This window comes from Arthrobacter sp. 3Tela_A (genome assembly GCF_049311025.1).
In the GTDB taxonomy this organism is placed as follows: Bacteria; Actinomycetota; Actinomycetes; order Actinomycetales; family Micrococcaceae; genus Arthrobacter_B.
In genome coordinates, this window is the sequence record NZ_JAXIOM010000002.1 from 1 (window position 1) to 24,952 (window position 24,952).

Below are 24,952 nucleotides of genomic sequence, written 5' to 3' on the forward strand. Positions count from 1 at the left end.
GGGCCCCCCCCCGCCCCCCCTGCCCCCGGCGGGCCGCCCTTTGGGAACTGCAGGCTTAGCGGACCCCGAGGAGATCCACGACGAAGATGAGGGACTCACCCGGCGCGATTGCCGAGCCGGCACCGCGGTCGCCGTAGGCCATGTGCGCGGGGATTTCCAGGCGGCGGCGTCCGCCGACCTTCATGCCGAGCAGGCCCTGGTCCCAGCCCTGGATGACCTGGCCGATGCCAACCTTGAAATCCAGCGGAGCGCCGCGGTTCCACGAGGCATCGAACTCCTCGCCGGTGGAGAAGGCCACGCCCACGTAGTGGGTGGAGACGGTGTCCCCTGCTTTGGCCTCTGCGCCGTCACCGACAATGATGTCTTCGATGACGAGGTCGGTCGGGGCATCGTGCTCCGGGAAATCGATTTCCGGCTTCTGGCGGTCGTATTCGCGCTTTCCGAATGACATGGGACTCCTTCGTATTGGGACTGCCTGCTATCTTATCCGGACCAAACGGCTACTTGGCCTCAAGGATGTCGACGACGAATACCAGGGTCTCGTTCTGGAGGTCGTTGCCCTCAGCTGCTCCGTAGGCGGTGGCAGGCGGGGCCACAATCAGGATCTGGGATCCAACGGTCTTGCCGGCCAGGCCGTCGGTCCAGGCGGAGATGACCTGGTTCAGGCCGAAGGACGTCGGGGCGCCGCGCTCCCAGCTGGAGTCGAAGACCGAGCCATCGGACCACTTCACGCCGTGGTACTGGACGGTCACGGTGTCGTCAGCTTCGACAACCTCTCCGTCGCCCTTCTTCAGTTCCTGGGCGATCAGCTCGGTGGGCGCATCGCCTTCCGGAACCGTGATGGTGGGCTTGCCGTCGTCATCCAGCGTTACGGTGGGCTGGCCTTCAACGGGGTCGACGTCGGTGCCCCAGGCACGCGTCGGGATGTCGCGGGCGCCGGTGAGCGTAAAGATGATGAACTGCGTGGCAGAGCCGGCCTGCTCGTTGCCCGGAACGTAGTAGGCGAAGTCCGAGCCAACCGGAGCGCCAACAAGGGCGCTGTACATCTGCTCGTTGCCCTGCTTGAGGGTCTCGTCCACGGCGATGTCTTCGGCGTTCTCTGCGGTGTAGGTTTCCTGGCCTGCTTCGCCGCTTTCGGGGTCCATGACCACGAGTCGGACGGAGGCAGTCTGGCCTTCGGTGAGCTCCTCGCCGTCGCCGTCATTCACCCGTACCAGGGTCGCTTCTTCGGCAGTAAGCGGGGTGTCGAACTCAACGGTGGGGACGGCGCCTTCACCGTTGGAAGTGACCTTGACGGAGGAGAGCGGTTCGCTGCTGCCGTCGCCGGAGCATGCGGTGAGCAGCAGGAGGGCGGGCAGGAGCAGTGCTAGTACTTTTCGCACAGTACTTCTTTCAGTGGCGGGCAAATGTCTCTGCCCAAGCCAGAGCGCACGGGCATACCCGTACCCTCTCCGGGCAGCAAGACCTACCCTAACGCCTTCACCTGAAAGGTTCCTAGACTGCCTTCCGGGCCGGTTTGCCCGCGCGTGCTCAGAGTGTGGACAGCAGGGCCTCCACCCGTTCATCCACGGAGGCGAACGGATCCTTGCACAGGACCGTCTGCTGGGCCCGGTCGTTGAGCTTCAGATGCACCCAGTCCACCGTGAAGTCGCGGTTGGCTGCCTTGGCCCGGCGGACAAAGTCTCCGCGCAGCTTGGCCCGGGTGCTCTGCGGGGGTACGTCCACCGCTTCCTTTACGGCGCTGTCGTCCACTACGCGCGCTGTTTCACCACGGGACTGCAGCAGGTAGAACAGCCCGCGCCTGCGCGAGATGTCGTGGTAGGTGAGGTCGATCTGGGCCAGCCGGGGCGCGCCCATGTCCAGCCCGCCGCGCTCTGCATACCGGTCCACGAGCTTCTTCTTGATGGCCCAGTCGATTTCAGTGTCAATCCCGGAGGTGTTCCCGGACTCAACTGCATCCAGGGTCCGCTCCCAGAGGTCCAGGATGCGCGGTACATGGCGGTTGTGCGCCCCGTTGTCCTGCACGAAGTCCTGCACCCGGTCCAGGTAGATGCGCTGGAGTTCCAGGGCCGTCATGGTGGATCCGTTGGCCAGTTTCAGCGGTGCCGAGCCGGTGAGGTCGTGGGAGATTTCGCGTATGCTGCGGATTGGATTCTCCAGGCGAAGGTCCCGCATGATCACCCCCGCTTCGATCATGCGAAGCATCAGGTCCACGGAGCCGATTTTGAGCATCGACGTGGTCTCGGACATGTTGGAGTCACCGGCAATAACGTGCAGACGGCGGTAATGCTCGGCGTCGGCGTGCGGCTCGTCGCGGGTGTTGATGATGGGCCGGGACCGGGTGGTGGCCGAAGAGACGCCTTCCCAGATGTGGTCGGCCCGCTGGGAGAAGGCGTACAGCGAACCTGACTGGGTCCGCAGGACCTTCCCGGCGCCCACCAGCAGCTGCCGGGTGACCAGGAAAGGAATGAGGATGTCCGCCAGCCGGGAGAACTCGAGCCGGCGCGGGATCAGGTAGTTCTCATGGCTGCCGTAGGAGTTTCCCGCAGAGTCCGTGTTGTTCTTGAACAGGTAGACGTTTCCGTTGAACCCCTCGGCAGCGAGGCGCTCCTCGGCCTCATCCACGAGGTCGTCCAGGATAAGTTCGCCGGCCCGGTCATGGGCGATGAGCTGGGCAAGGTCGTCACATTCAGCGGTGGCGTACTCCGGATGTGATCCCACGTCGAGGTAAAGCCGCGAGCCGTTGGTGAGGAAAACGTTGGAGGAACGGCCCCAGCTCACGACTTTCCGGAAGAGGTAACGGGCCACTTCCTCCGGTGAGAGCGGGCGTGAATCCGGTCCTGAGTAGGCAATGCCGAATTCAGTCTCGACACCGAAGATCCTGCGTTCCATCAGTCTCCTTCCGGGCTGGAAAGCAAACGGTCCAGCTCAACGGTTCCTATTCTGCGGAACGCTCGAACCGTTCCCCTGGTGGAAAGCGGGTCCCGGTCCAGGACCGCCACCTCCAGGAGTCCTGCCCCAAGCAGTTCGGTGCCCTGGGGCGGTTCGGGGTCCTGGCTGCTCTGGCCTGACGGGCTTCCTGCGGCTTCCGCCGCCGGTCTCCGGGTGGCGGCGAGTGCCTGCACGGCCACCTTGATCGCTTCATTGAAAGTGGTGTCCGGTGACCAGGTGCGGGCAAGTGAGTCGTTCACTATCTCGGCCTGCCCGCCCATCACCACATAGTTGCTTTCGTCCGCGATTGAGCCGTCGTAGGTCAGTCGGTAAAGATGGTCCGCATAGGGCTCCTTGCCGACTTCGGCCACAGCGAGCTCAACTTCGAACGGCTTGCCCTCCGCGGTGAAGACGGAGCCCAGGCTCTGGGCGTAAACGCTGGCCAGGCCGCGGGCGGTGACGTCTTCGCGCGCATAGGAGTAGCCGCGGACGTCGGCGTACCGTACGCCTGCCTGCCGCAGACTCTCGAACTCGTTGTACTTCCCTACCGCGGCGAACCCGATCCGGTCGTAGATTTCACCGAGCTTGTGGAGCGAGGGGGACGGGTTTTCTGCCACGAAGGCTATGCCGTCGCGGCAGGTCAGGACCACAACGGAGCGGCCGCGGGCAATACCTTTCCGGGCGAAGTCGGCCCGGTCCTTCATCAGCTGCTCGGGCGAGACGTAGAACTGCTGCGTCATGCGCTACGCCTCCCGTCCGGCGATGGACCGGCGGGCAACAAGGTCCTCGGCGAGCTGCTGCAGCTCACGTTCGGGGATCTCGCGCATGCCTGCGGAATTGACCACGTAGACAACCGGCCAGAGCTGGCGGACCAGGTCCGGGCCGCCTGTGGCGGAGTCGTCGTCGGCCGCGTCGTAAAGCGATTCGACGGCGATCCGGACGGCTTCATCCTGGTCCAGTCCGGGACGCCAGAGCTTCTTCAGCGCACCGCGGGCAAAGACGGATCCTGAACCAACGCTGTGGTGCTCATATTCCTCATACCGGCCGCCGGTGACGTCGTAGGAGAACATCCGGCCGGTGTGCCGTTCGGTGTCGAATCCGGCGAAGAGCGGAATCACGGCCAGGCCCTGCAGTGCCAGCGGCAGGTTCTGGCGAACCATCGCGGCGAGCCGGTTGGACTTGCCGTCCAGGCTCATCGGCGTGCCTTCGATTTTTTCGTAGTGTTCAAGCTCAACCTGGAAAAGGCGGATCATGTCCAGGGCCAGGCCGGCCGTTCCGGCGATGCCCAGCACTGAATAGCTGTCCGCAGGAAAGACCTTGCGGATGTGCCGGCTGGCGATCATGTTTCCCATCGTCGCCCGCCGGTCTCCGGCCATCAGCACTCCGCCTGCATACGTCAGGGAGACGATGGTGGTGGCCTGCGGCGCTGCCGCAGATGCCGATCCTGCAGGAGCTGTTCCGAGCCTGCGTGCTGAAGGCAGCAGTTCCGGGTGGTGCCGGCTTAGGTGTTCGCTGAAGGATGCCCCCGCTTCTGCGGCCACCGTGTGTGCAGGATCAGTTGGCACCATCCGCTACTGACCGCCCTTCTGGATGAACCCGCGGACGAACTCTTCGGCGTTGTTTTCAAGCACGCCGTCGATCTCATCCAGCAGGTCGTCAACACCTTCTGTCTGGGCTGATGACTGCTCCGCGGGCTCTGCAGCGGGGGGCAGCGTCTCCTCGGTCTCCTCCACTTCCTGTGGACGCGATCCGGTATTTCTGCGGTCCTGGGTTGCCATGATGCCTGCCCTTTCCTGCGAACGCCTTGCTGAGGAATGTGTCCTAGGTCCTATGGTGCCACGGTAGGTTCCGGACCGGTCAGGAGACGGGTCACAAAATCTTCCGCGTCGGCCGAAACGTCGAACAGTTCTCCCGTGAGGTCCTTGGTTCCGCGCAGCGGCTCCCGGGTGGGGATCCGCTGCAGCCGCCGCCGTGAAGGCAGCTCAAAAATGATCGAATCCCAGCTGGCCCCGATGACTTCAGTGGGAAAACGGGTGATGCACCGGCCCCGGAAGTACGCCCGGGTGTCTTCGGGCGGCTGCACCACTGCCGCGGCGATCTGCTCGTCGGTCAGGAACCGCTCCATCTGACCGCGGGCAGCCAGCCGGTAATACAGCCCCTTCTCCGGCCGCATGTCTGAATACTGCAGGTCGATCAGGTTCAGCCGGGCGTCGTTCCAGGCCAGACCGTCCCGGTCCCGGTAGGCCTGCAGCAGCCGAAGCTTGGCGACCCAGTCCACCTGGGCGGAAGCGGACATCGGATCCCGCTTCAGGGTTCCCACCACCGACGTCCACCGGCTCAGGATGTCCTCCGTAGCGGCGTCCGCTCCCCCGCCGCGCCGGGCGTGGGCGGCCGCTGCCTCCAGATAGATTTCCTGGAGGTCAAGGCCCGTGACGCTCCGGCCGTCCTTCAGCTCTACCAGTACCGTCAGCGAAGGATCGTGGCTGATGGCCTGGAGGGCTGCCACCGGATCCCGTAGCTCGATCTGCGGTGCCGCGGCGTCCTCGATCATGGACAGGACCGCCGACGTCGTTCCCACCTTCAGCAGTGCTGAAACCTCACTGAGGTTCGCATCGCCGATGATGACGTGGAGGCGGCGGTACTTCTCCGCAACGGCGTGCGGCTCGTCGCGGGTATTGATGATCGGGCGCCGAATGGTGGTTTCCAGGCCCACCTCGGTCTCGAAGAAGTCGGCCCGCTGGCTCAGCTGGTAACCCTGGCGCTGGTTGCTGGTGCCGATCCCGACGCGGCCCGAACCGCAGATGACCTGGCGGGAGACGAAAAACGGGAGCAGCCCGGCCACGAGCCGGGTGAAGGGCACACTGCGCGGAACAAGGTAGTTCTCATGCGCGCCGTAGGAAACGCCCTTGTTGTCCGTGTTGTTCTTGTACAGGTGGACGGGGGCAAAACCCGGCGTGGCGGCAATGTGGCGCATCGCCGTCAGGACCACCGCATCCCCCGCCTTGTCCCAGAGCACCGCATCGTGCGGATTGGTGGTCTCAGGTGAGGAGTACTCCGGGTGGGCGTGGTCGACGTACAGCCTGGCGCCGTTTCCGAGCACCATATTCATCAGCACGGAGTTGTCCTCCGCCTCCCCGTACAGGGCAGAGGGCCCCCCGCCTTCCATGGCAATCTGCTCGGCGTCCAGGACCGGGGGCGCGTCGGTCAGCTGCGTGGGGTCAGCGGCCGTGCGCGGAACGGTGTACCCGCGGGCATCGTTCAGGGGTGCCTCGTCGGTGTAGTCCCATCGGGTGCCGGTGAGGTTTCCCAGGCCGGCCCGCACACTGGCGGCGTAGGCGTTGACAACCTGGCTGGAGAGCACCGTGGCGTTCGCGTTCGGCAGGGCCGGAGCGAGTACGCCGTACTCGGTCTCCGTGCCCATCACCCTTCGGACCGTCACAGATACTGTCCCGGGTTGGCGGTCGTTTCGATGGTGCGTCCCGGTTCCTGCCCGGCCTTGCCCTGGATGATGGTGCGGATGTAGGTGATGCGTTCGCCCTTCTTGCCGGAGATGCGTGCCCAGTCATCCGGGTTGGTGGTGTTGGGCATGTCCTCGTGCTCGCGGAACTCGTCGACGACGGCGCGCATCAGGTGCTCAATGCGCAGGCCGCGCTGGTGGAGCATCAGGAAGTCCTTGATGGCGTACTTCTTGGCACGGTCCACAACGTTCTGGATCACGGCTCCGGAGTTGAAGTCCTTGAAGTAGAGCATCTCCGTGTCACCGTTGGCGTAGGTGACTTCCAGGTACTCGTTGGACTTGTCCTCGGCGTACATCTTCTCCACCGTCCGGCGGATCATTTCCTTGACCGTGGCCACCGGATCGTAGCCGTGCTCCGCCAGGTCGTCGCGGTGCAGCGGCAGGTCCGGGGTGAGGTATTTGGCGAAGATCTCCCCCGCGCCTTCGGCGTCCGGCCGCATGATCTTGATTTTCACGTCCAGCCGGCCGGGGCGGAGGATGGCGGGATCGATCATGTCTTCCCGGTTGGAGGCGCCGATCACAATGACGTTTTCGAGCTTCTCCACACCGTCGATCTCGCTCAGCAGCTGAGGAACAATGGTGGTTTCGACGTCGGAGGAAACGCCGGTTCCGCGGGTGCGGAACAGTGAATCCATCTCATCGAAGAACACCACTACGGGGCTTCCGTCCGAAGCTTTCTCCCTGGCGCGGGAGAAAATCAGGCGGATGTGCCGCTCGGTCTCCCCCACGTACTTGTCCAGCAGCTCCGGACCCTTGATGTTCAGGAAGTAGCTGCGGGTCCCCGGCATGCCGGTCTGTTCCATGACCCGCGCGGCCAGGGAATGGGCCACGGCCTTGGCGATCAGGGTCTTGCCGCAGCCGGGAGGGCCGTAGAGCAGGATGCCCTTGGGTGCCTTCAGGCCGTGCTCGCGGTAGAGATCTGGATGCATAAACGGCAGTTCCACGGCGTCGCGGATCTGTTCGATCTGCGGCCCGAGGCCGCCGATGTCCGAATAGGAGATGTCCGGGACTTCTTCCAGGACCAGGTTCTCCACTTCGCTGCGTGGAATCTTCTCCAGTGCGTAGCCGATCCGGGTGTCCACCGTCAGCGCATCACCGACGCGGATCCTTTCCTCGACCAGCGGGCCGTTGAGCCGCACCACCCGCTCGTCGTCGGCCCGTCCCACCACCAGCGCGCGGTCGCCCTCGAGCAGTTCCTGGACGGTGAAGAGCTCGCCGGCCTTTTCGAACCCCAGCCCCGCAACGACGGTGAGCGACTCGTTGAGCAGCACTTCCTGTCCCGGGACAATCTGGCCCAGGTCCAGCAGGGGGCTCACCGCCACCCTCAGCTTGCGCCCGGACTGGATGATGTCCACGCTTTCCTGCACGGTGGCCGTGGTGGTGACTCCGGGCGCCGGCTCCGTCCGCGGATTGACGGCTATTACTGTGCCAAAGCTGAAGGGGGTGGCCCCTTCCTTCTCCAGGGCGTCCTTGAGCCGGACTATCTCCGCCCTGGCTGTTTCCAGCATGGCCACAAGACGGGCGTTGTTATGGGTCAGCGCCGCGAGCTGGCGGTCCAGGTTCCGCAGCTTGTCCCGGAGGACATTCAGTTGCCGCGATTCAGTTCCGTCCGTGCCGTATCCGCCGTCCATTGCGCCGCCCATGGGGGCCCCGCCGGTGTTTTCCGCATCAACCATGTTCCGACCGCCTTCATAGCTTTCGTCCCTTCGTTTGACGATAACGCAGTGACGCACGCAATACACCGGGCGCGGAGTCTTGTGTTTCTCCGCGTCCCGGATATGGGGCCTGGCCGGTGGTCCGGTTTAGTCCTCGCTGCCTGTGCTGCCGTGCTCCTCCTGGAACCGTTCGGCCTTGGCCAGAGCGCCGCGCTGGATGGTGGAGCTGGCGTCCTTGGCTGCACGCCGCAGCTTCTTGTCGGAGACTTCGCGCTCCCCTACGGCGGCGGGGGTCCAGGCGTTGAGGTCTTCCTGGCTGAAGTCCGTCTTGGAGGCCCGGCGCTTGGCTACAAGTCCGGTGGCGCCTTCGGCGAGCCGGCGTGCCGAGAGCAGGAAACCGGTGTGGGCCACCATGCGGTGGTCCGGCCGGACGGCGAGGCCTTCCAGGTGCCAGCCGCGGACCATGGATTCCCAGCCCTCGGGCTCGGTGAAGCGACCGTCGGCGCGGATCGCCTCGGCCGTGCGGGAAAGCTGGGTAACGGTGGCAACGTAGGAGATCCACACGCCTCCGGGTGCCAGGACGGTGGCCACGGCGTCGGTGCATTCCCAGGGCGCCAGCATGTCCAGCACCACGCGGTCCACGCTGCCCGGCTCCTGGTTGCGGACAACTTCGTCCTGGAAGTCGCCCAGGGTGATGTCCCACGCCGGGTGCGGGCCGCCAAAGAAGGTTTCGACGTTGCCGCGGGCAATGTCCGCAAATTCTTCGCGGCGTTCGTAGGAGTGCAGCGAGCCTTTGTCGCCGACGGCGCGGAGCAGTGAGATGCTCAGGGCACCGGATCCGACGCCGGCCTCCACCACGCGCGCTCCGGGATAGATGTCAGCCATCGTTACGATCTGGCCAGCATCCTTGGGGTACACCACAGCAGCGCCGCGCGGCATGGACAGGACAAAGTCGGAGAGCAGCGGCCGCAGTACCTGGTACTGGTGCCCGGTCGTGTTGGTGACGATCGTGCCTTCGGGGACACCAATGACTGCCTCGTGGGGCAGGTAGCCGCGGTGGGTGTGGAACGCGCCGCCCTCGGTCAGGGTGATGGTGTTCCGGCGTCCCTTTTCATCGGTGAGCTGGACGCGTTCGCCGGGCCGCAGCGGTCCGCGGCGCATGTCGGCGCCGTGCGCTGCAGGTGAGTCGGGGGTACCCGGGTTGTTCATAAGTGGCTGTCCTTTGTATCTGCTGGCTTGTTCGGCATGTGCTTGGTTCTGGGGAAGTCTGCTGGTTTGTTCAGGAGCGGCGGGACTGCGGCCGGCGGCCGGTGACCGCGGCAACAACGGTTTCCTGCCGCAGCAGGCCCACTACCCTGCCCTCGCGGTTGATGACGGCGTATTCGCTGCCTTCAAGCTTGGAGAGGTAGGCGATGAGTTCCTGGCCGTTGGCGGCGTCGGGTATGTAGGCGCCGGGGGCCAGGGCGCGCGCAACGGCGTGGGCCGGGGTCTGCGCCGCGAGGTGAGCCGGGACGGCAGCCAGGGCACCGGGGTCAATGATTGCTTCGGGCTGGCCGGTGGGGGCCGTCAGGACCAGTGCGGTCCCTGGCCCTTCCGCGGCAGCCGCCTGCCTGACTTCGGAGACGGTCGCTGCGGCGGGCAGCTGGGTTGCCGGTTCCATCAGCGCCGCAGCGGAGATGGCCGGCAGGCGCAGGCGCATCCGGGCATTGGTGATGGATGCGCCGGCACCCATCCACAGGAATCCGGAGACCAGGGCGGTGATGAGCAGGAGGCTGAAGTCCGGAGTCCTGCCCTGCAGGAACGGCGGAAGCACGATTGCCGCCACCAGTGCAGCGGCAATGATGCGTCCGGCCCAGCCCGCGGCAAGGGTTCCCCGGTCCTGGCTTCCGGTCACTTTCCAGACGATCGTTTCCACGATCCTCCCGCCGTCGAGGGGAAGCCCCGGAAGGACGTTGAAGATGGCGACCAGGAGGTTGGCCCAGACGAAGATGTCCGCCAGGAGCCGGCCTACGGTGCCCGGTTCCAGGTACAGGAGCAGCCAGAGCCCGGCCAGGGCCAGCAGGAAGTTGGCGGCGGGTCCGGCCAGGGCCACGGCAAGGGACTTGCCCGGAGTGGTTGCCCGGACATCACCAAACTGGGTGTGCCCGCCCCATAGGGTCAGGACGATCCTGGGCGTGGGCCAGTTCCAGGCCTTGGCTGTCAGCGCGTGGGCGAGTTCGTGCACCAGGACCGAAAAGAGCAGGAGCAGGGCATAGCCCAGCGCGACGGCGTAGGCGGCTGCCGTGCCCAGGCCCGGGATGGCTGCGGCTACCCGCGGACCGAAGAGGAAGATGATGACGGCGGCGATGACGAACCAGGACCAGGCCAGGGTTACCGGAACGCCGCCGATCCTGCCCAGGGGAATGCCCTCGCTGCGCTGCGTCCGGGTTGGATCAGAAGTCACCGGGCGGCTCCTTTCCATGCCGTGACAAGCTCCTCAAGGTCCCGCCGGGTGCGTCCTGCGAGGGTGTCCCACTGGATCCGGCGGCGGTCCGGCGGCAGATCGATGACGTGCGGGACAGCCACGGCCGCCAGTCCCGCGGCATGGGCGGAGGTGTAGCCGGGAAGGGAGTCTTCCACAGCTGCGCAGCGGGCTTTGGAGAGGCCGGGAACTTCGGCGGCGAGCTGGTCGAAGGCCAGCTCGTAGGGATCCGGGTGCGGCTTGCCGCGCTGGACCATCTCTCCGGTGACAAGCAGGCGGAAAGTCCCGGCGGGCAGCTGCCCGGCCACGAGGCGCGCCAGCGGGCCGGTGGACATTGTCACCATGGCGCAGGGAACGTTCGCCGCAGCGAGTTCTTCCAGGAGTTCGCGGGCTCCGGGACGCCAGGGCACCTGGGCCCTTATACGGGCCGCGACCTTCTCCGTCAGCGCAGCAATGATTCCCTCTACCGGCAGGGGTACGCCGGCCTGCTGCAGCCGCCGTGCCGAATAGTCCAGTGCCTGGCCCACCAGTTCCAGCGCGTCCTCGTCGGTCCACGAACCGCCGTATTCGCCCACGAGGTCTTTTTCCGCCTGGATCCAGTACGGTTCGGTGTCCACGATGGTTCCGTCCAGGTCCCAGAACACGGCCTGCAGGACAGGTTCGGGTCCGTCAGGCGGCACGGGAATTCCAGGCAGGGGCATAACGCCAGTCTACGTGGCAGGGCGGCCGTTCCTTGCGCGGCGCCCGGGGTTCGGCGGCGTGCGGGCCTGACAGTGCGGGGCGGGGGGCATAAGGTGAAATCGTGAGTAACAGCGATATCAGTCCGGCAGCAGGCCTTCAGGATTTCTTTGCCGGCGGCACCGGGGACCGGGTCACCGTGATGCTTGCTGCCTTCGAAGGCTGGAACGACGCCGGTGAAGCGGCGTCGGACGCCCTTAATTTCCTCTCCCTGTACTGGGACAGCGAGAAGATCGCCGGCATCGATGCCGACGAGTACTACGATTTCCAGTTCACGCGTCCGGCCATTGAACGCACATCCTCGGGCAATCGCCGGATCAAGTGGCCGACCACGCGGATTTCGCGGGCGGAGGTGCCCGGGTCCAATCTCGACCTCATTCTGGTGACCGGAGTGGAGCCCTCCTACAAGTGGCGGGCGTACACGGCAGAGCTGATCGGACTGGCCAAGGAGCTGGACGTCGACTGCCTGGTGCTGGCCGGTGCGCTTCTTGCCGATGTGCCGCACACCCGGCCGATTCCGGTGACGGCCACCTGTGAAGAGGAGGACCTGCGCGCCCATCTGGACGTGGAGTCTTCGGAGTATGAAGGTCCCATCGGAATTGTGGGAGTGCTGGCTGAAGTGGCTGCGCTGGCAGACATCCCGACGCTTTCGCTGTGGGCAGCCGTTCCGCATTACGTGGGCCAGCCGCCCTCTCCCAAGGCCCAGCTGGCGCTGCTGCACCGGATTGAGGAGCTGCTGCAGGTTCCCATCGATACGTCGGTGCTGACGGAAGAGGCGCAGGCGTGGGAACGCGGCGTGGATGAGCTGGCCACTGAGGATCCGGAGATAGCCGCGTACGTGCGCCAGCTCGAAGAAGCGAAGGACACGGCCGAGCTTCCTGAAGCCTCCGGCGAGTCGATCGCCAGGGAATTCGAGCGCTACCTCAAGCGCCGCCGCCGGGACTAACAGCCCGGAAGCCCAGGCGTATGGCCACAGCGGCGCCCGGTCCCCGGGCCGGCGGCCGGCTGGCCCGGGGAGCAGCTAGCGGAGGGTGATGCCGAGCAGGGCGTCGAAAGCGGCTGCGGCCAGGTCTGCTCCGGAATTCTGTTCAGCTGCCGGGGCGGATTCTCCGCCGCTGAGCAGGCGGGCAGCCCATTCGTCAGCAGCTGAAAGGGCAGCCGGTGCATTGAGGTCATCAGCGAGGGAGAGCCGGAACCGGTTCAGCAGGTGTTCTGCAGCCGCGGCGTCAGTCAGCGGCAGGGCCTGCCGGTAGCGGCGGATCCGCTCTTCGGCGCGGGCCAGGTCTTCTGCGGTCCAGAACCAGTCCGAGCGGTAGTGGTGCCCGGCAAGGGTGGTGCGGATTGCTGCCGGTTCGACGCCGCCGGCGCGCAGCTTGGATACCAGCACCAGGTTCCCGAGGGACTTGCTCATTTTTTCGCCGTCGAGACCCACCATGCCCGCGTGGGCGTAGTGCCGGGCCAGCGGTTCACCCGAGCAGGCGAAGGCGTGGCCCGCACTCATTTCATGGTGGGGGAACACCAGATCCGATCCCCCGGCCTGCACGTCGAACGGTGCGGGCAGGTAACGGCGGGCAATAACCGAACATTCAATGTGCCAGCCGGGGCGTCCGGCGCCCAGTGAGTCCCCGGGCCACTGCGGTTCACCCGGACGGGCGACGCGCCACAGCAGGGCATCCAGGGGATTGCGTTTTCCGGGGCGCTCCGGATCCCCGCCGCGTTCGGCGAAGACGGGCAGCATCTGCTCCGGCGTCAGGCTGGAGACCTGGCCCAGCCACCATGCATCCGGCCCCTCATCCAGTGCAGCGGCGGCGTCGACGGAGAAGTAGACATCGCCGTCGGGCTCCGTGCCGGTTCCGGGCACGCGGTAGGCAATTCCCCGCTCCAGGAGGTCTTCGACCACGGGAACGATCCACTCGATCGATTCGACGGCGCCGATGTAGCTGCGCGGCGCCAGCACGTTCAGGGCTTCCATGTCTTCACGGAAAAGCTGTGTCTGTTCCTTCGCCAGCACCGTCCAGTCAACGCCGGTGGCATTCGCACGCTCCAGCAGCGGGTCGTCAATGTCGGTGACGTTCTGGACGTAGTTCACGGTGTGCCCGGCGTCCCGCCACTGGCGGTTCAGCAGGTCGAAGGCCACATAGGTGGCGGCGTGTCCCATGTGCGTGGCGTCATACGGGGTGATCCCGCAGACATACAGTCCGGCTTCGGGGCCCGGTGAAACGGGTACGGTGCGGCGCAGGGCCGTATCGAAGAGGACCAGTTCCGGGGATTTTCCGGGCAGTTCGGGAAGGGGGCGGGATTTCCAGGCGATCACGTATTCACTCTACTTACTTGGCAGGCTCGGTTCATTTCCGCGGCGTCAGGATGCCGGCTCAGGGCTGCAGCACGCCGAAGGCCAGGGCTATGTAGATCGCGACTCCGAGGCCAATCCGGTACCAGACAAAGAGCTGGTAGCTGCGGGTGGAAACGTAGCGCAGGAACCAGCCGATGATGACAAAGCCGACGACGAACGCCACTACTGTTGCCAGCGCCGTTTCGGCGCCGCCGTAGGGCCCGGTCTCTCCCCAGGACTTGGCGAGCTGGTAGAGGCCGCTGCCGAACACCGCCGGAATCGCCAGGAGGAACGCGTACCGGGCTGCCGCCTCGCGGGTGTAGCCCATGAGCAGGCCGGCGGTGATGGTGCCGCCGGACCGGGAGACGCCGGGGATCAGGGCCAGTGCCTGGGCGAAGCCGTAGAGAATGCCGTGCTTGTAGGTGAGCTGGTCCAGGTTGCGCTGCTGTTTTCCGACCGCGTCCGCCACGGCGAGGATCACGCCGAAGACAATCAGCATGGTCGCCACGATCCACAGGCTGCGGAAGGTGGATTCGATCTGGTCCTGGAACAGCAGGCCCAGGATCACGATGGGCAGGGTTCCCACGATGATCAGCCAGCCCATCCGGGCATCGGGATCTGATCGGGGAACGCGCCCGGCCAGCGAGCCGAACCAGGCCTTGACGATCCGGACGATGTCCTTCCAGAAGTACACGGCGACCGCGGTCTCCGTACCCAGCTGCGTAATGGCGGTGAAGGCCGCTCCGGGATCCTGGGCCCCGGGGAGCAGTTCACCGGCAATGCGCAGGTGGGCGCTGGAGGAGATGGGCAGGAACTCGGTCAGGCCTTGAAGGAAACCAAGAAAAATCGCTTCGAACCAATTCACCCTACGACTCTAGGGCACGGCAGCCTTCACCCCCGTCAGGCATGCCGCTGGCAAGGGTTGGCTAGCGGTCGCTGCCGGTCTGCCGGTACGGGCCCTGCTGGTCGACCGTGTCCTCTGCGGAATCTTCCGGGGCGGCGGCGTACCGGCCGCCGTCAAGGCCGAATCCCGGGCTGCGCATCAGCTCCTCGTCCTCATCCATTAGATCCTCGTCGGACTCATCGTCCTCATAAATCTCCAGCGGTGTGACTTCGCCGTATGCGTCGTAGAGCACTTCTTCATAAACTTCAAAGGCATCGGCTATGGCCAGGTACGCGTCCTCGACGGCCGGATCCTTTTCTCCGCGGCGGGCGGCGGCAGCGGCGAGGTGCTCTTCGAAGGCAGCAACCAGGGACTGGAGTGCAACGCGCGGATCTATGGTCATGGACTAGACGTTAGCGCCAAAGCAGGCAAAATGGGATGGAAATGCGAGAACAAATTCTGAGACCAGAGGTCTCATTCAAGACCGCTCCCGCCAAGGACTATGAGTATCTTGTGCTCTCCGTAGGACCCCATGAGTCGCTTCCGGATGTCCGCAGGCGGATCACCGATCACGCGGAATATGGCAAATGGGAACTTCAGCGCACCCGCATCTACCGCGGCGGGACGCACCGCTACTGGCTGCGACGCAAAATCATGCGGGTATCGCGCACCGTCTGAAACGCAGAGCTTCTGCGCGGTCCGGTTACTGCCCGGTGACCGGTCCCAGTACCGCCTTGGCCATGGAGTCATGCGCTGAGTCTTCGCTGGAGGGATGGAACATTCCGGCCAGGACGTCGCGGTAGAGACGCTCCAGTTCCTGTCCGCGGAAATAGCCGGACCCGCCGGCCACCTGCATGGCCGTCTCAACGATCCCGCGGGCCGCATCCGTGGTGCGCAGCTTCAGCCCGGACAGCCGCGGGAACCACCTTGCTCCGTGATCCGTGCCCCCCTCGAGGTCGCGGGCGACGGCGTCGAGCTGCAGGAGCACACCGTCCAGGCGGATGGCAGCGTCTGCTATCCGCCACCGGGTGTGCGGATCCTGGGATGCCGGCTGCCCCTGGATGGCCCGTTTCTCTGCCGCCGCTGCACAGAGCTCCAGCGCCCGCTCCGCGACTCCCGCGTAGACAGCGGAGAGCAGGGTTTCGAACAGGCTGAAGATGCCAAAGACGAAGGCGTCGCTGTGCGGACCGACCGGAGTGTGCCGCACGATCCGTCCGGCGGGGACGACGGCGTTGTCCAGGAGCGTGGTACGCGACTGCGAGGAACGCATGCCCATGGTGTTCCAGTCGTCCAGTGCGGTGATGCCGTCCGTGCTGCGGTCGGCGAAGCCGAAGACAAGACGGGGCTCCTCGGGATTGGAGGTGTCCTTGCCGAAGATCCCCAGCCGGGTCCAGGCCGGAGACAGGCTGGTGAAGATCTTGCGTCCGGTGAACGCGTAGCCTCCCCCCTCCTGCGGAACGGCGTCGGTCTTTGAATCGAAAAGGACAGCTGAATTGCCCGGTTCCGAGATGCCGAACGCGAAGAGTTCCCCCCTTGCCGCTTCCTCCAGGACGAAGGAGAGTGAGTTATCCCCGCCGCGGGCGAGCAGGTGGGCGACGCCGCACCAGACCAGGTGCATGTTCACTGCGAGGGCGGTCGCCGGTGCTGCGGAAGCCAGCCGGCGCTGGCAGTTCACGGCCGCAGGGATGTCCAGTCCGGATCCGCCCAGCTCCTTCGGGGTGAACAGCGCCAGGTAGCCGGCGGTGCGCAGTTCTTCCAGGTCTTCGGCGAAGAACGTGTTCTCCCGGTCATACCCGGCGGCGCGGCCGCGGATCCGCTCCAGCAGTCCGGGGGGCAGGATTTCTTCGGGGGACGTCAAAACGGCTTCCTTTCCTAGAAGTGTGCAGGTTCAGGGGTCTAGCAGCCGCGCAGCAGGCGGCCCAGTACCCGGGTTCCGAATTTCAGCGAGTCCACCGGAACACGTTCATCCACACCGTGGAACATGCCGGTGAAATCCAGGTCCTCGGGCAGGCGCAGCGGGGCGAAGCCGTAGCCGGTGATCCCCAGGCGGCTGAGCGACTTGTTGTCCGTTCCGCCGGAGAGTGTGTACGGAAGCACCGGAGCGCCCGGATCCTCGGCCTGCAGGGCAGCGACCATCGAGTCCACGAGGTTTCCGCTGAAGGGAACCTCCAGGGACACGTCCTTGTGCTCATAGCTGACGTCGATTCCCTCACCGGCCAGGGACTTCACGATTTCAAGAAGCTGCTCTTCCTGTCCGGGCAGAGTCCGCGCGTCGATGAAGGCTTCGGCGGTGCCGGGAATGACGTTGTGCTTGTACCCGGCCGCCAGGAGCGTGGGGTTGGCGGTGTTCTGCAGCGTCGCACCGACAAAGCGTGCCACCGTGCCCAGCTCGGCGAGCAGTTTCCCGGGGTTGGCGGGATCAAACTCGACGCCGGTGAGTTCGGTGACGCCGTCCAGGAAAGCGCGGGTGGTGTCGGTGAGTTCGATCGGCCATTCGTAGGCACCGATCCGTGAGACGGCACCGGCGAGGCGGGTGACGGCGTTGTCCATGTTGATTTGGGAGCCGTGGCCCGCCCGGCCGTGGGCCTGCAGGCGCAGCCAGGAAATGCCTTTTTCAGCGGTCTGCAGGAGGTAGGTCCGGCGGCCGCCGATTGTCGCCGAGAAGCCGCCAACCTCAGAGATGGCCTCGCTGGCTCCCTCGAAGAGCTCAGGCCGGTTTTCGACGGCCCAGCCTGCGCCGTAGCTTCCGCCGGCTTCCTCATCGGCAAAGAACGCGAAGATGATGTCCCGCCGGGGCCGGGTGCCGGTGCGGGCCATCTCCCTCATGACGGCAAGGATCATGGCATCCATGTCCTTCATGTCGACGGCGCCCCGGCCCCAGATGAGGCCGTCGAGTTCCTCACCGCTGAACGGGTCGACGGACCAGTCCTGCTTCTGTGCCGGCACTACGTCCAGGTGGCCGTGGACCACCAGTGCCGGCAAGGAGGAATCCGTGCCGCTCAGCCGGGTGACAACCGACGCCCGGCCGGGTGCAGATTCAAAAATGTCTGCTTCCAGCCCTGCCTCTTCGATGAGGGCGGCGACATACTCCGCTGCTTTCCGCTCCCCCGGCCCGGATCCGTCTCCGTAGTTTGAGGTGTCAATGCGGATCAGGTCCCGGCAGATGCGGGCTACTTCGTCTTCGGCGCGGATGCTCATGCGGCTCTCTCCTTGCTGGGCAGCTTTACGGCCCAGCCTAGCCAGTCCATCCACTTCCAGGGGCGCATTGTTCCGGTGCATGTCCCGTCACACTCGGCCCCGAATTCGCCGATTCGTTGTTCTCGCAGAAACCGTGTTAGAGTTTTTCCCGTTGCAAACGAAGAAACGGAATAAAAACCGCTCTTCGGAAGACACCTAAGCGCGGGTGGCGGAATGGCAGACGCGCTAGCTTGAGGTGCTAGTCCTCTTATTGAGGGTGGGGGTTCAAGTCCCCCTCCGCGCACGAACCGATGTTCTGAACATCGAAAACACCCCGGTCCACGGACCGGGGTGTTTTGTTTTGCCCGTAACATCCCGTTGTGTACTTCATCACACCCGCAGGCCGGGTAGGCCGCTGTGCTGCGGGGGCCTGGTTGGTACCCTCGCAATATGGACGGCAGCGGGTTCCTGAACGTCATTCTGGTGCTCTTCTTTGTCCTGCTGGGCGGGTTGTTTGCCGGAGCCGAAATGGCCCTGGTGTCCCTCCGTGAAGGGCAGATCCTGCGCCTTGAGGCATCCGGACGGCGGGGAGCGAAGATTGCCGCCCTGGCGCGCAACCCCAACCTGTTTCTCTCCGCCATCCAAATCGGCGTAACCCTCTCCGGTTTCTTCTCCGCGGCATACGGCGCGTCGGCCCTTGCACCGGCAGTCTCCCCCGTGCTGGAAAGCTGGGGCCTGAATGCCGCTGCTGCCCAAACGACGGCGTTCATCGCGATGACCCTGGTGGTGGCCTACCTGTCACTGGTGTTCTCGGAGCTGGTGCCCAAACGCCTGGCCATGCAGAACGCCGAAGGGTTTGTCCGGGCGCTGGCTCCGCCGCTTTCTGTGTTTGCCGCGGTGATGCGTCCGGTCATCAAGCTGCTCTCCGTGTCCACCAACGGCGTCGTGCGCGCCCTTGGCGGTGACCCGAACCTGAAGAACGTACCGGTCTCTCAGCAGGAACTGCTGGAAATGGTGAAAGCGAGCCCGGTGCTCGCGGATGAGAGCCGGAGCATTCTGGCCGACGTCTTCGGCGCGGGCCAGCGGCTGCTGCAGGAGGTGATGAGGCCCCGGCCCCAGGTTGAATTCCTGCAGGCCGGGCTGACGGTGGCCCAGGCCCGGGAGGCCGTCCACCTGCTGCCCTACTCGCGGTACCCGGTGATTGAGGACTCCCCTGACGACGTCCTGGGCTTTGTGCATGTGCGGGACCTGCTCGGCCAGGATCCGGGGAGCGCAGCGAAGACGAGGCTGGGTGAGATCCTCCGTCCCATCGTGTTCCTGCCCGGCACCGCCACGGTGCTTCCGACCCTGTCCCGAATGCGGCGGGAGAACAGCCACATTGCCGTTGTCGCTGACGAATACGGCGGAACCGACGGAATTGTCACGCTGGAGGACCTGGTGGAGGAACTGGTCGGGGAAATCTACGACGAGTACGACACCGGGAAGGACCCGGAAGACCAGCATCTGGACCTTGAAGGCGAGCTTGTGGTGGACGGGGGCCTGATCCTCCAGGAGTTCGACCGTCTTACCGGGATCAGACTGCCGGAAGGACAGTATGAGACCGTGGCCGGCTACATCCTGGAACGTCTGGGCCGGATGGCCGAACCGGGAGACACCGTGGGCGCCCCCGGCGGGAAACTCCGGGTGCTGGAGGTCGAGCACCACCGCATCCTTGCCGTGCGGGTTGTGCCGGACGCCGCCTACGGTTAGCAGCTTCCGGCCTCCTTTGACCACCGTGATTACCGGCCCGGGAACGGAAAATGCTGCGTGTGCATTGCGGGCGGGTCCCGGACGCGCGCAGAATACCGGGCATGAGCGCACCCGGCGGAGGCGAGGGAACGGCTACCAGCGGCGTGCCGCAGTCCGGTGACGGCCCGCAGCTGAAACGGGTGATGGGCACCAAGCTGCTGCTGCTGTTTATTGTCGGTGACATCCTGGGCACCGGTGTCTATGCCCTGACCGGACGGATTGCCGGGGAGATCGGCGGCGCTGCGTGGGCACCAATCCTGATTGCCTTCGCCGTGGCAACGATTACGGCACTGTCATATCTGGAACTGGTCACGAAGTACCCGCAGGCCGCCGGCGCGGCGCTGTACACGCACAAGGCGTTCGGTATCCACTTCGTCACCTTCCTGGTGACCTTTGCGGTGCTGTGCTCCGGGATCACCTCAGCCTCCACCGCCGCCAAGTTCCTGGCGGAGAATTTCCTGGTCGGCTTTGACCTGGGCTGGGGGCAGTTCGGCGTCACGGCCATCGCCGTCGGGTTTATGATCCTGCTGGCCCTGATCAACCTGCGCGGCGTTGGCGAGAGCATCAAGTTCAATGTGGTGCTGACTGTGGTGGAGCTGACCGGCCTGCTGATCGTCATTGGAATCGGGTTCTGGGCCATGGGCCAGGGGAACGTGGATTTTTCCCGCGCCGTGGTCTTTGAAACGGAGGGCGGGAAGTCGATCTTCCTCGCGCTGACAGCAGCTACCTCACTGGCTTTCTTCTCAATGGTCGGTTTCGAAGACAGCGTCAATATGGCGGAGGAAACCCGCGATCCGGCCCGTATTTTCCCCAAAGTGATGCTCACCGGCCTGGGTATTACCGTGTTCATTTACCTGCTGGTTTCCGTGGCAGCCGTGGCCGTGGTGCCGGTGGGACAGCTCTCGGAGAGCCAGACGCCGCTGCTGGAAGTGGTGCAGGCAGGCGCCCCGGACTTCCCCATCGATGTGTTCTACCCGTTCCTGTCCATCTTCGCGGTCGCCAACACTGCACTGATCAACATGCTCATGGCCAGCCGCCTGCTTTACGGCATGTCCAAGCAGGAAGTCCTGCCGCGCCCACTGGCGCTGGTGCTGCACGGCCGGCGGACGCCCTGGGCAGCGATCGTGTTCACCACGCTGCTGGCCATCGGCGTCATCATCCTGGTAACCAACGTCATGGGCGCCGACACTGTTTCTGCCCTCGGCGGCACCACCGCACTGCTGCTGCTGTGTGTCTTTACCGTGGTGAACATAGCCTGCCTGGTGCTGCGCAAATCGCCTCCGGACCCGGTGGAAGGCGAGAGCATGCCGGAGGGTGGCGCCGGCCGCAAAACGTTCCGCTCCCCCGGCATCATGCCCTGGATTGGTGCGCTGAGCTGCGCTTTCCTGGTGGGGCCGTGGGCACAGGATCCCATCGAGTATTCAATTGCCGGCGTGCTGCTGGCCATCGGCGTCGTGCTTTGGTTCTTCACCTGGCTCTGGAACCGGGCAGTGAAGGCCAAGCGCACCCGCTTCACCGATCCGGAGGAACTCCATGGCTAGCGTCGTTGTCGGCTACGTTCCGGCCCCGGAGGGCGCTGCCGCCCTCGCCCATGCCCGCAGGGAAGCAGCGCTGTTCCAGGACAGGCTGGTGATCATTAACGTCCGCACCACCGGACGGGGGCTGGGTCACGGGCACTCCCACGGGGAAGATGCCACGGACGAACTCGAAGCGATTACCGCGGAACTGGAAGCAGCAGGATCCGACTTTATGATCATCCACCCCGAAGGCGACTATGATCCTGCCGACGAAATCCTGGCCGCTGCGGCCCGGAACGAGGGCCGGCTGATCGTTGTGGGACTCCGCCACCGCACGCCTGTTGGAAAACTGATCCTGGGCAGCACCGCACAGCGGGTACTGCTCGAAGCCCCCTGCCCCGTGCTCTGCGTGAAAGCCGGGCAGTAGTACCCCGTACTAGGAACCCGTCTGAAGGTCAGCGGCTATTGCCTGGATGCCGGTCCAGGTTTCCGCAAAGGATGTTGAAAGCGGGGACAGGCCAAGGCGGATGCCGTTGGGATTGCGGTAGTCCGGGATGATTCCCTGCTCCCACAGCCTGGCGGTGATGTCCTTGAACGCCGGGTGGTCGACGGTGATGTGGCTGCCGCGCTGCGACGGATTCCGCGGAGATGCCAGTTCGGCACCCAGCGGCGCGAGGACCTCATCGAACGCCTCGACCGCGAAGGACGTCAGCTGCACGGACTTCTCCCGCACTGCTCCCATCCCGGCCTCGGCGATGAGGGCGATCATGTCCTGCATGGCAAGCATCCCCAGGATGGGCGGGGTGCCGGAGACCACCCGCTGGATGCCGGCTGCCGGAACGTACTCCCGCCCCATCCCAAACGGATCGCCCGCTCCGAGCCAGCCCCGGATCGGCTGGTCAAAACCGTCCTGATGCCGGGCTGCCACGTAGGCCCAGGCCGGAGCTCCCGGACCGCCGTTCAGGTACTTGTAGCTGCAGCCAGCCGCGTAGTCCACGTTCCAGGCATCCAGCTCCGCGGGCACGGAACCGGCGGAATGGCAGAGATCCCACAGCACCCGCCCGCCGGCACGGTGCACGATTTCCGTGATCGCCGGAACGTCCGCGATGAACCCTGAGCGGTACGCGACGTGGCTGAGCACCACCAGCGAAGTTTTCGGCCCGACGGCGGCCGCTACGGCTTCGGGGCTGACCCCGCCGTCGTAGTCTGCCTCGACCCAGCGCAGGGTGAGTCCGCACTCGGCGGCGATGCCCTCCATGACGTAGCGGTCGGTGGGAAAGTTGTCCCGGTCCAGGACGATTTCGGTCCGGTCTCCGCCCGCAGTGACGGCGGCACGGGCCAGTTTGTACAGCAGCACCGTGGTTGAATCGGCCACCACGCACTGACCGGGGGCGGCACCGAGGACCTGGGCGCCGAGCTCGTCGCCGATCTGCCGGGGAAGGGCGAGCCAGCCTTCGTCCCAGGCGCGGATGAGCCGGCCGCCCCACTGGTTCCGCACAAAATCGTTCAGGCGGTCCAGGGTGGCGGCCAGCGGCCGGCCGAGCGAATTGCCGTCCAGGTACGCCGGTACCCCGGCGTCGTCATGGCCCAGGAACTTTTCCCGCATTCCGGCCAGCGGATCAGCAGAGTCAAGTTCCCGGGCACGAACAGACAGACGCGAAGTTGTTCTCATGGCGGGAACTTTAGCAGCCGCTCCTAGGCCCCGCCGGTTTGCGTACCGGCACCGAGCGGACGCGCCCAGCCATGGAAATGCCGGCGCCGGCTGCGCTGGTTCCAGCCGGCGAAGGTGGTGGCGCCGCGCTCCCCCGGGCTTCCGGATTCGGAGATCCGGACGCTCACGGTCGCCGGCAGGAAGACCGGTGACTCGAATTCGATGTTCCACTCGAACGGTTCCTGCATCGCCGGGCCCGTCTCGCCCACCACCCGCGAGGCCATGTACATGCCGTGGGCGATGGAGCGCTTCATGCCCAAAGCCCGGGCGGAGAGTGCACTGAGGTGGATGGGGTTGAAGTCCCCGGAGACCCGGGCATAATTCCGTCCTGCGTCCGGGCCAAGCCGCCACTGCGCAGTGGGAAGCGGCGGCACGAATTCCGGCCGCTCCCCGGAGGAAGCCGGGCGGTCGAACCGGGGCAGGAAAACGCCCTTCGCCAGGTAGACCGACCGTCCCGTCCAAACCAGTTCTTCGCCGGAGCGGACCTCGGCGACGAGCTCAACCTGGGTTCCGGACCGGTGGCCGGCGAGGTTCTCCGCCCACGCCGTCACCGAAAGTGGTTCCGAATAGTGGATCGGGCGCAGGTGACGGACATCGTTGCGCAGGTGAACCAGGCCCAGCAGGGGCAGCGGGAAGTCCTCCCTGGCCATGACGCTCATGGCGACGGGAAACGCGAACGTATGCACATAGCCCGACGGCAGGGTGTCCTGGGCGCTGTGCATGACCAGACGCTGGAAATTGGTGAGGTTGTCCAGGTCTACCCTTGCCCGGGCCACGGTATGGCGGGCAGCCGGCAGCTCCTTGGGAGCCGTTGATGAGGAAAGACGGCTGCGTGCTGCATTTGAGGCAGCGGTGAGGTACAGGCGGCCGAGCGCCGGGATGGCTTCGAGTTCCTGGACGCTCATGCCCCCACCATATTCTGTCCGCAGACCCGCAGCACCTGTCCGTTGACACCGGCCGCGGCGTCGGAGGCCAGGAACGCGATCGCCTCTGCGACGTCGACCGGCTTGCCGCCCTGCTGCAGGCTGGAGAGCCGGCGTGCCACCTGGCGGGTCAGCGCCGGCATCCTGGCCGTCATGTCGGTTTCAATGAACCCGGGCGCGACGGCGTTGATGGATCCGCCGCGCGGTGCCATCAGCGGCGCGGTGGCACGGACCATGCCGATGATGCCGGCCTTGGACGCGGCGTAGTTCGTCTGCCCGCGGTTTCCGGCGATGCCGCTGGTGGAGGCCAGCGAGACGATCCGCCCGTCCGGGCTGAAGGTCTCCGACTCCAGGAAACGGGTGTTCATCCGCAGCTGGGAGGCAACGTTCACGGCGATTACCGAGTCCCAGCGGGAGGCATCCATGTTGGCCAGCAGTTTGTCCCGGGTGATGCCGGCGTTGTGGATGACGATGTCCAGCTTGCCGTAGCGTTCAGCGGCGTGGGACAGGATCCGGTCTGCCGCGTCGTCGCGGGTGATGTCCACCTGCAGGGCGGTGCCGTGGATTTCATTCGCGACGGCGGCCAGCTGCTCGCCGGCGGCCGGAACGTCCACCACAATGACGTTTGCGCCTTCACGGTGCAGCACACGGGCAATCGAGGCGCCAATGCCGCGTGCGGCGCCGGTGACGACGGCGGTCTTGCCGGCCAGCGAGGTGTTCCAATCCTGCGGCAGCTCACCGGCAGCGGAGCCGACGGTGATGAACTGGCCGCTGACATAGGCGCTGCGTCCCGAGAGCAGGAAATGCAGCGCCGCGGCAACGGACGGTGCCGAGGCATCCGTCCCGTTGGCCAGAACGATCCCGTTGGCGGTCGCGCCGCCGCGCAGTTCGTGGGCAAGTGAACGCAGTGTGCCGTCCACGCCCTGCCGTGCGGCTGCGGCAGCGGGATCCTGGGCCTCGGATGCCGGCCGGGAAACGGTGACCACCCGTCCGCCCGGGGCGAGGTCGCGCAGGCTGGCACCGGCGTCGAGGCTCACTGCACCCAGGTCTTCGGGGGTTACGGCTTCGTCGAGCACCATCAGGATGGCACCGAGTTTTTCCTTGGGGGTCGCGTGCCGGCGGACGTCCTGCTGCCAGGAGAGCAGCAGGGACGCCAGGGCATCGGCGCTTTCGCCCTTGCCCAGGAGCAGCACCGGCCCGGGGACCAGCGGCTTGGCAGGGTCAAAGCGGCGCAGAACGGCCGGGCGGGGAAGGCCCAGTTTCTTGGCGATCTCCTTGGTGATGCCTGAGTTGACGAGCGTCAGGTAGGTATCCGTCAT

23 protein-coding genes, 1 tRNA gene and 1 pseudogene are annotated in these 24,952 nt (G+C 65.6%); 6 read left to right on the plus strand and 19 right to left on the minus strand.

What is annotated here, in order from left to right; all coding sequences use genetic code 11:
- Window positions 1-55 precede the first annotated feature (55 nt).
- The 11 genes from TVC13_RS01060 to TVC13_RS01110 all read right to left on the minus strand — a co-directional run bounded on the left by TVC13_RS01060 (window position 56) and on the right by TVC13_RS01110 (window position 11,265).
- Complete coding sequence (locus TVC13_RS01060) at window positions 56-451, minus strand: FKBP-type peptidyl-prolyl cis-trans isomerase (protein WP_422399394.1); 396 nt, start codon at window positions 449-451, stop codon at window positions 56-58.
- Window positions 452-500: 49 nt separating this feature from the next.
- Window positions 501-1,382, minus strand: coding sequence for an FKBP-type peptidyl-prolyl cis-trans isomerase (locus tag TVC13_RS01065; RefSeq protein ID WP_422399395.1), 882 nt, complete (start codon window positions 1,380-1,382; stop codon window positions 501-503).
- A gap of 148 nt (window positions 1,383-1,530) precedes the next feature.
- Complete coding sequence (gene pafA / locus TVC13_RS01070) at window positions 1,531-2,892, minus strand: Pup--protein ligase (protein ID WP_422399396.1); 1,362 nt, start codon at window positions 2,890-2,892, stop codon at window positions 1,531-1,533.
- Window positions 2,892-3,671, minus strand: a complete 780-nt coding sequence (gene prcA, locus TVC13_RS01075) for a proteasome subunit alpha (RefSeq protein WP_422399397.1) — start codon at window positions 3,669-3,671, stop codon at window positions 2,892-2,894. Before prcA ends, pafA begins: the two co-directional genes overlap by 1 nt.
- A gap of 3 nt (window positions 3,672-3,674) precedes the next feature.
- Window positions 3,675-4,499 (minus strand): proteasome subunit beta, encoded by an 825-nt coding sequence (prcB, locus tag TVC13_RS01080; protein WP_422399398.1) that lies wholly within the window; start codon window positions 4,497-4,499, stop codon window positions 3,675-3,677.
- Window positions 4,500-4,502: 3 nt separating this feature from the next.
- Window positions 4,503-4,709, minus strand: a complete 207-nt coding sequence (locus TVC13_RS01085) for a ubiquitin-like protein Pup (RefSeq protein ID WP_422399399.1) — start codon at window positions 4,707-4,709, stop codon at window positions 4,503-4,505.
- A gap of 50 nt (window positions 4,710-4,759) precedes the next feature.
- On the minus strand, window positions 4,760-6,352 hold the full coding sequence (gene dop, locus TVC13_RS01090) for a depupylase/deamidase Dop (protein WP_422399496.1): 1,593 nt from the start codon (window positions 6,350-6,352) through the stop codon (window positions 4,760-4,762).
- Between the two features lie 14 nt (window positions 6,353-6,366).
- Window positions 6,367-8,091 carry a proteasome ATPase gene (gene arc, locus TVC13_RS01095; RefSeq protein WP_422399497.1) on the minus strand — a complete coding sequence of 575 codons (1,725 nt, stop codon included), beginning with the start codon at window positions 8,089-8,091 and terminating at the stop codon, window positions 6,367-6,369.
- 159 nt (window positions 8,092-8,250) lie between these two features.
- Entirely contained in the window at window positions 8,251-9,312 is a 1,062-nt protein-coding gene (locus tag TVC13_RS01100) for a tRNA (adenine-N1)-methyltransferase (RefSeq protein WP_422399400.1), read from the minus strand.
- Window positions 9,313-9,382: 70 nt separating this feature from the next.
- Window positions 9,383-10,546 (minus strand): site-2 protease family protein, encoded by a 1,164-nt coding sequence (locus TVC13_RS01105; RefSeq protein WP_422399401.1) that lies wholly within the window; start codon window positions 10,544-10,546, stop codon window positions 9,383-9,385.
- On the minus strand, window positions 10,543-11,265 hold the full coding sequence (locus tag TVC13_RS01110) for an HAD family hydrolase (protein WP_422399402.1): 723 nt from the start codon (window positions 11,263-11,265) through the stop codon (window positions 10,543-10,545). Before TVC13_RS01110 ends, TVC13_RS01105 begins: the two co-directional genes overlap by 4 nt.
- 101 nt (window positions 11,266-11,366) lie before the next feature.
- Here TVC13_RS01110 and TVC13_RS01115 point away from each other — a divergent pair, with 101 nt between their 5' ends.
- Window positions 11,367-12,248: a PAC2 family protein gene (locus TVC13_RS01115; protein ID WP_422399403.1), complete on the plus strand. Its 882-nt coding sequence runs from the start codon at window positions 11,367-11,369 to the stop codon at window positions 12,246-12,248.
- A gap of 75 nt (window positions 12,249-12,323) precedes the next feature.
- Here the strand turns inward: TVC13_RS01115 and mshC are convergent, their stop codons facing one another.
- The 3 genes and pseudogenes from mshC to TVC13_RS01130 form a co-directional block, all read right to left on the minus strand.
- The gene (gene mshC / locus TVC13_RS01120; protein ID WP_422399404.1) at window positions 12,324-13,616 is read right to left on the minus strand and encodes a cysteine--1-D-myo-inosityl 2-amino-2-deoxy-alpha-D-glucopyranoside ligase; all 1,293 of its coding nucleotides are present in this window, start codon (window positions 13,614-13,616) and stop codon (window positions 12,324-12,326) included.
- Between the two features lie 58 nt (window positions 13,617-13,674).
- Window positions 13,675-14,499 (minus strand): undecaprenyl-diphosphate phosphatase, encoded by an 825-nt coding sequence (locus tag TVC13_RS01125; protein WP_422399405.1) that lies wholly within the window; start codon window positions 14,497-14,499, stop codon window positions 13,675-13,677.
- 178 nt (window positions 14,500-14,677) lie between these two features.
- Window positions 14,678-14,920, minus strand: a pseudogene (locus tag TVC13_RS01130) (hypothetical protein); the annotation flags it as partial.
- A gap of 41 nt (window positions 14,921-14,961) precedes the next feature.
- Between TVC13_RS01130 and TVC13_RS01135 the strand changes: the two are divergent.
- Window positions 14,962-15,195: a DUF5703 family protein gene (locus TVC13_RS01135; protein ID WP_422399406.1), complete on the plus strand. Its 234-nt coding sequence runs from the start codon at window positions 14,962-14,964 to the stop codon at window positions 15,193-15,195.
- Between the two features lie 25 nt (window positions 15,196-15,220).
- Here TVC13_RS01135 and TVC13_RS01140 read toward each other — a convergent pair whose 3' ends face one another.
- Together TVC13_RS01140 and TVC13_RS01145 are read right to left on the minus strand one after the other, a co-directional pair.
- Complete coding sequence (locus TVC13_RS01140) at window positions 15,221-16,375, minus strand: acyl-CoA dehydrogenase family protein (RefSeq protein WP_422399407.1); 1,155 nt, start codon at window positions 16,373-16,375, stop codon at window positions 15,221-15,223.
- Window positions 16,376-16,413: 38 nt separating this feature from the next.
- The gene (locus TVC13_RS01145; RefSeq protein ID WP_422399408.1) at window positions 16,414-17,715 is read right to left on the minus strand and encodes a M20/M25/M40 family metallo-hydrolase; all 1,302 of its coding nucleotides are present in this window, start codon (window positions 17,713-17,715) and stop codon (window positions 16,414-16,416) included.
- A gap of 199 nt (window positions 17,716-17,914) precedes the next feature.
- Between TVC13_RS01145 and TVC13_RS01150 the strand changes: the two genes are divergently transcribed.
- The 4 genes from TVC13_RS01150 to TVC13_RS01165 all read left to right on the plus strand — a co-directional run bounded on the left by TVC13_RS01150 (window position 17,915) and on the right by TVC13_RS01165 (window position 21,426).
- Window positions 17,915-17,998 (plus strand) — tRNA-Leu (locus tag TVC13_RS01150).
- A gap of 146 nt (window positions 17,999-18,144) precedes the next feature.
- Window positions 18,145-19,443: a hemolysin family protein gene (locus TVC13_RS01155; RefSeq protein WP_422399409.1), complete on the plus strand. Its 1,299-nt coding sequence runs from the start codon at window positions 18,145-18,147 to the stop codon at window positions 19,441-19,443.
- Window positions 19,444-19,544: 101 nt separating this feature from the next.
- Complete coding sequence (locus TVC13_RS01160) at window positions 19,545-21,023, plus strand: APC family permease (protein ID WP_422399410.1); 1,479 nt, start codon at window positions 19,545-19,547, stop codon at window positions 21,021-21,023.
- Window positions 21,016-21,426, plus strand: coding sequence for a universal stress protein (locus TVC13_RS01165; protein WP_422399411.1), 411 nt, complete (start codon window positions 21,016-21,018; stop codon window positions 21,424-21,426). The genes TVC13_RS01160 and TVC13_RS01165 overlap by 8 nt, the downstream gene beginning before the upstream one ends.
- Before the next feature lie 9 nt (window positions 21,427-21,435).
- On the opposite strand, the gene TVC13_RS01170 is transcribed toward TVC13_RS01165, so the two are convergent.
- The 3 genes from TVC13_RS01170 to TVC13_RS01180 form a co-directional block, all read right to left on the minus strand.
- Window positions 21,436-22,671 carry a kynureninase gene (locus TVC13_RS01170; RefSeq protein WP_422399412.1) on the minus strand — a complete coding sequence of 412 codons (1,236 nt, stop codon included), beginning with the start codon at window positions 22,669-22,671 and terminating at the stop codon, window positions 21,436-21,438.
- 23 nt (window positions 22,672-22,694) lie between these two features.
- Window positions 22,695-23,369 (minus strand): MaoC family dehydratase, encoded by a 675-nt coding sequence (locus TVC13_RS01175; RefSeq protein ID WP_422399498.1) that lies wholly within the window; start codon window positions 23,367-23,369, stop codon window positions 22,695-22,697.
- 242 nt (window positions 23,370-23,611) lie between these two features.
- Window positions 23,612-24,952: a 3-oxoacyl-ACP reductase gene (locus TVC13_RS01180; RefSeq protein WP_422399413.1), complete on the minus strand. Its 1,341-nt coding sequence runs from the start codon at window positions 24,950-24,952 to the stop codon at window positions 23,612-23,614.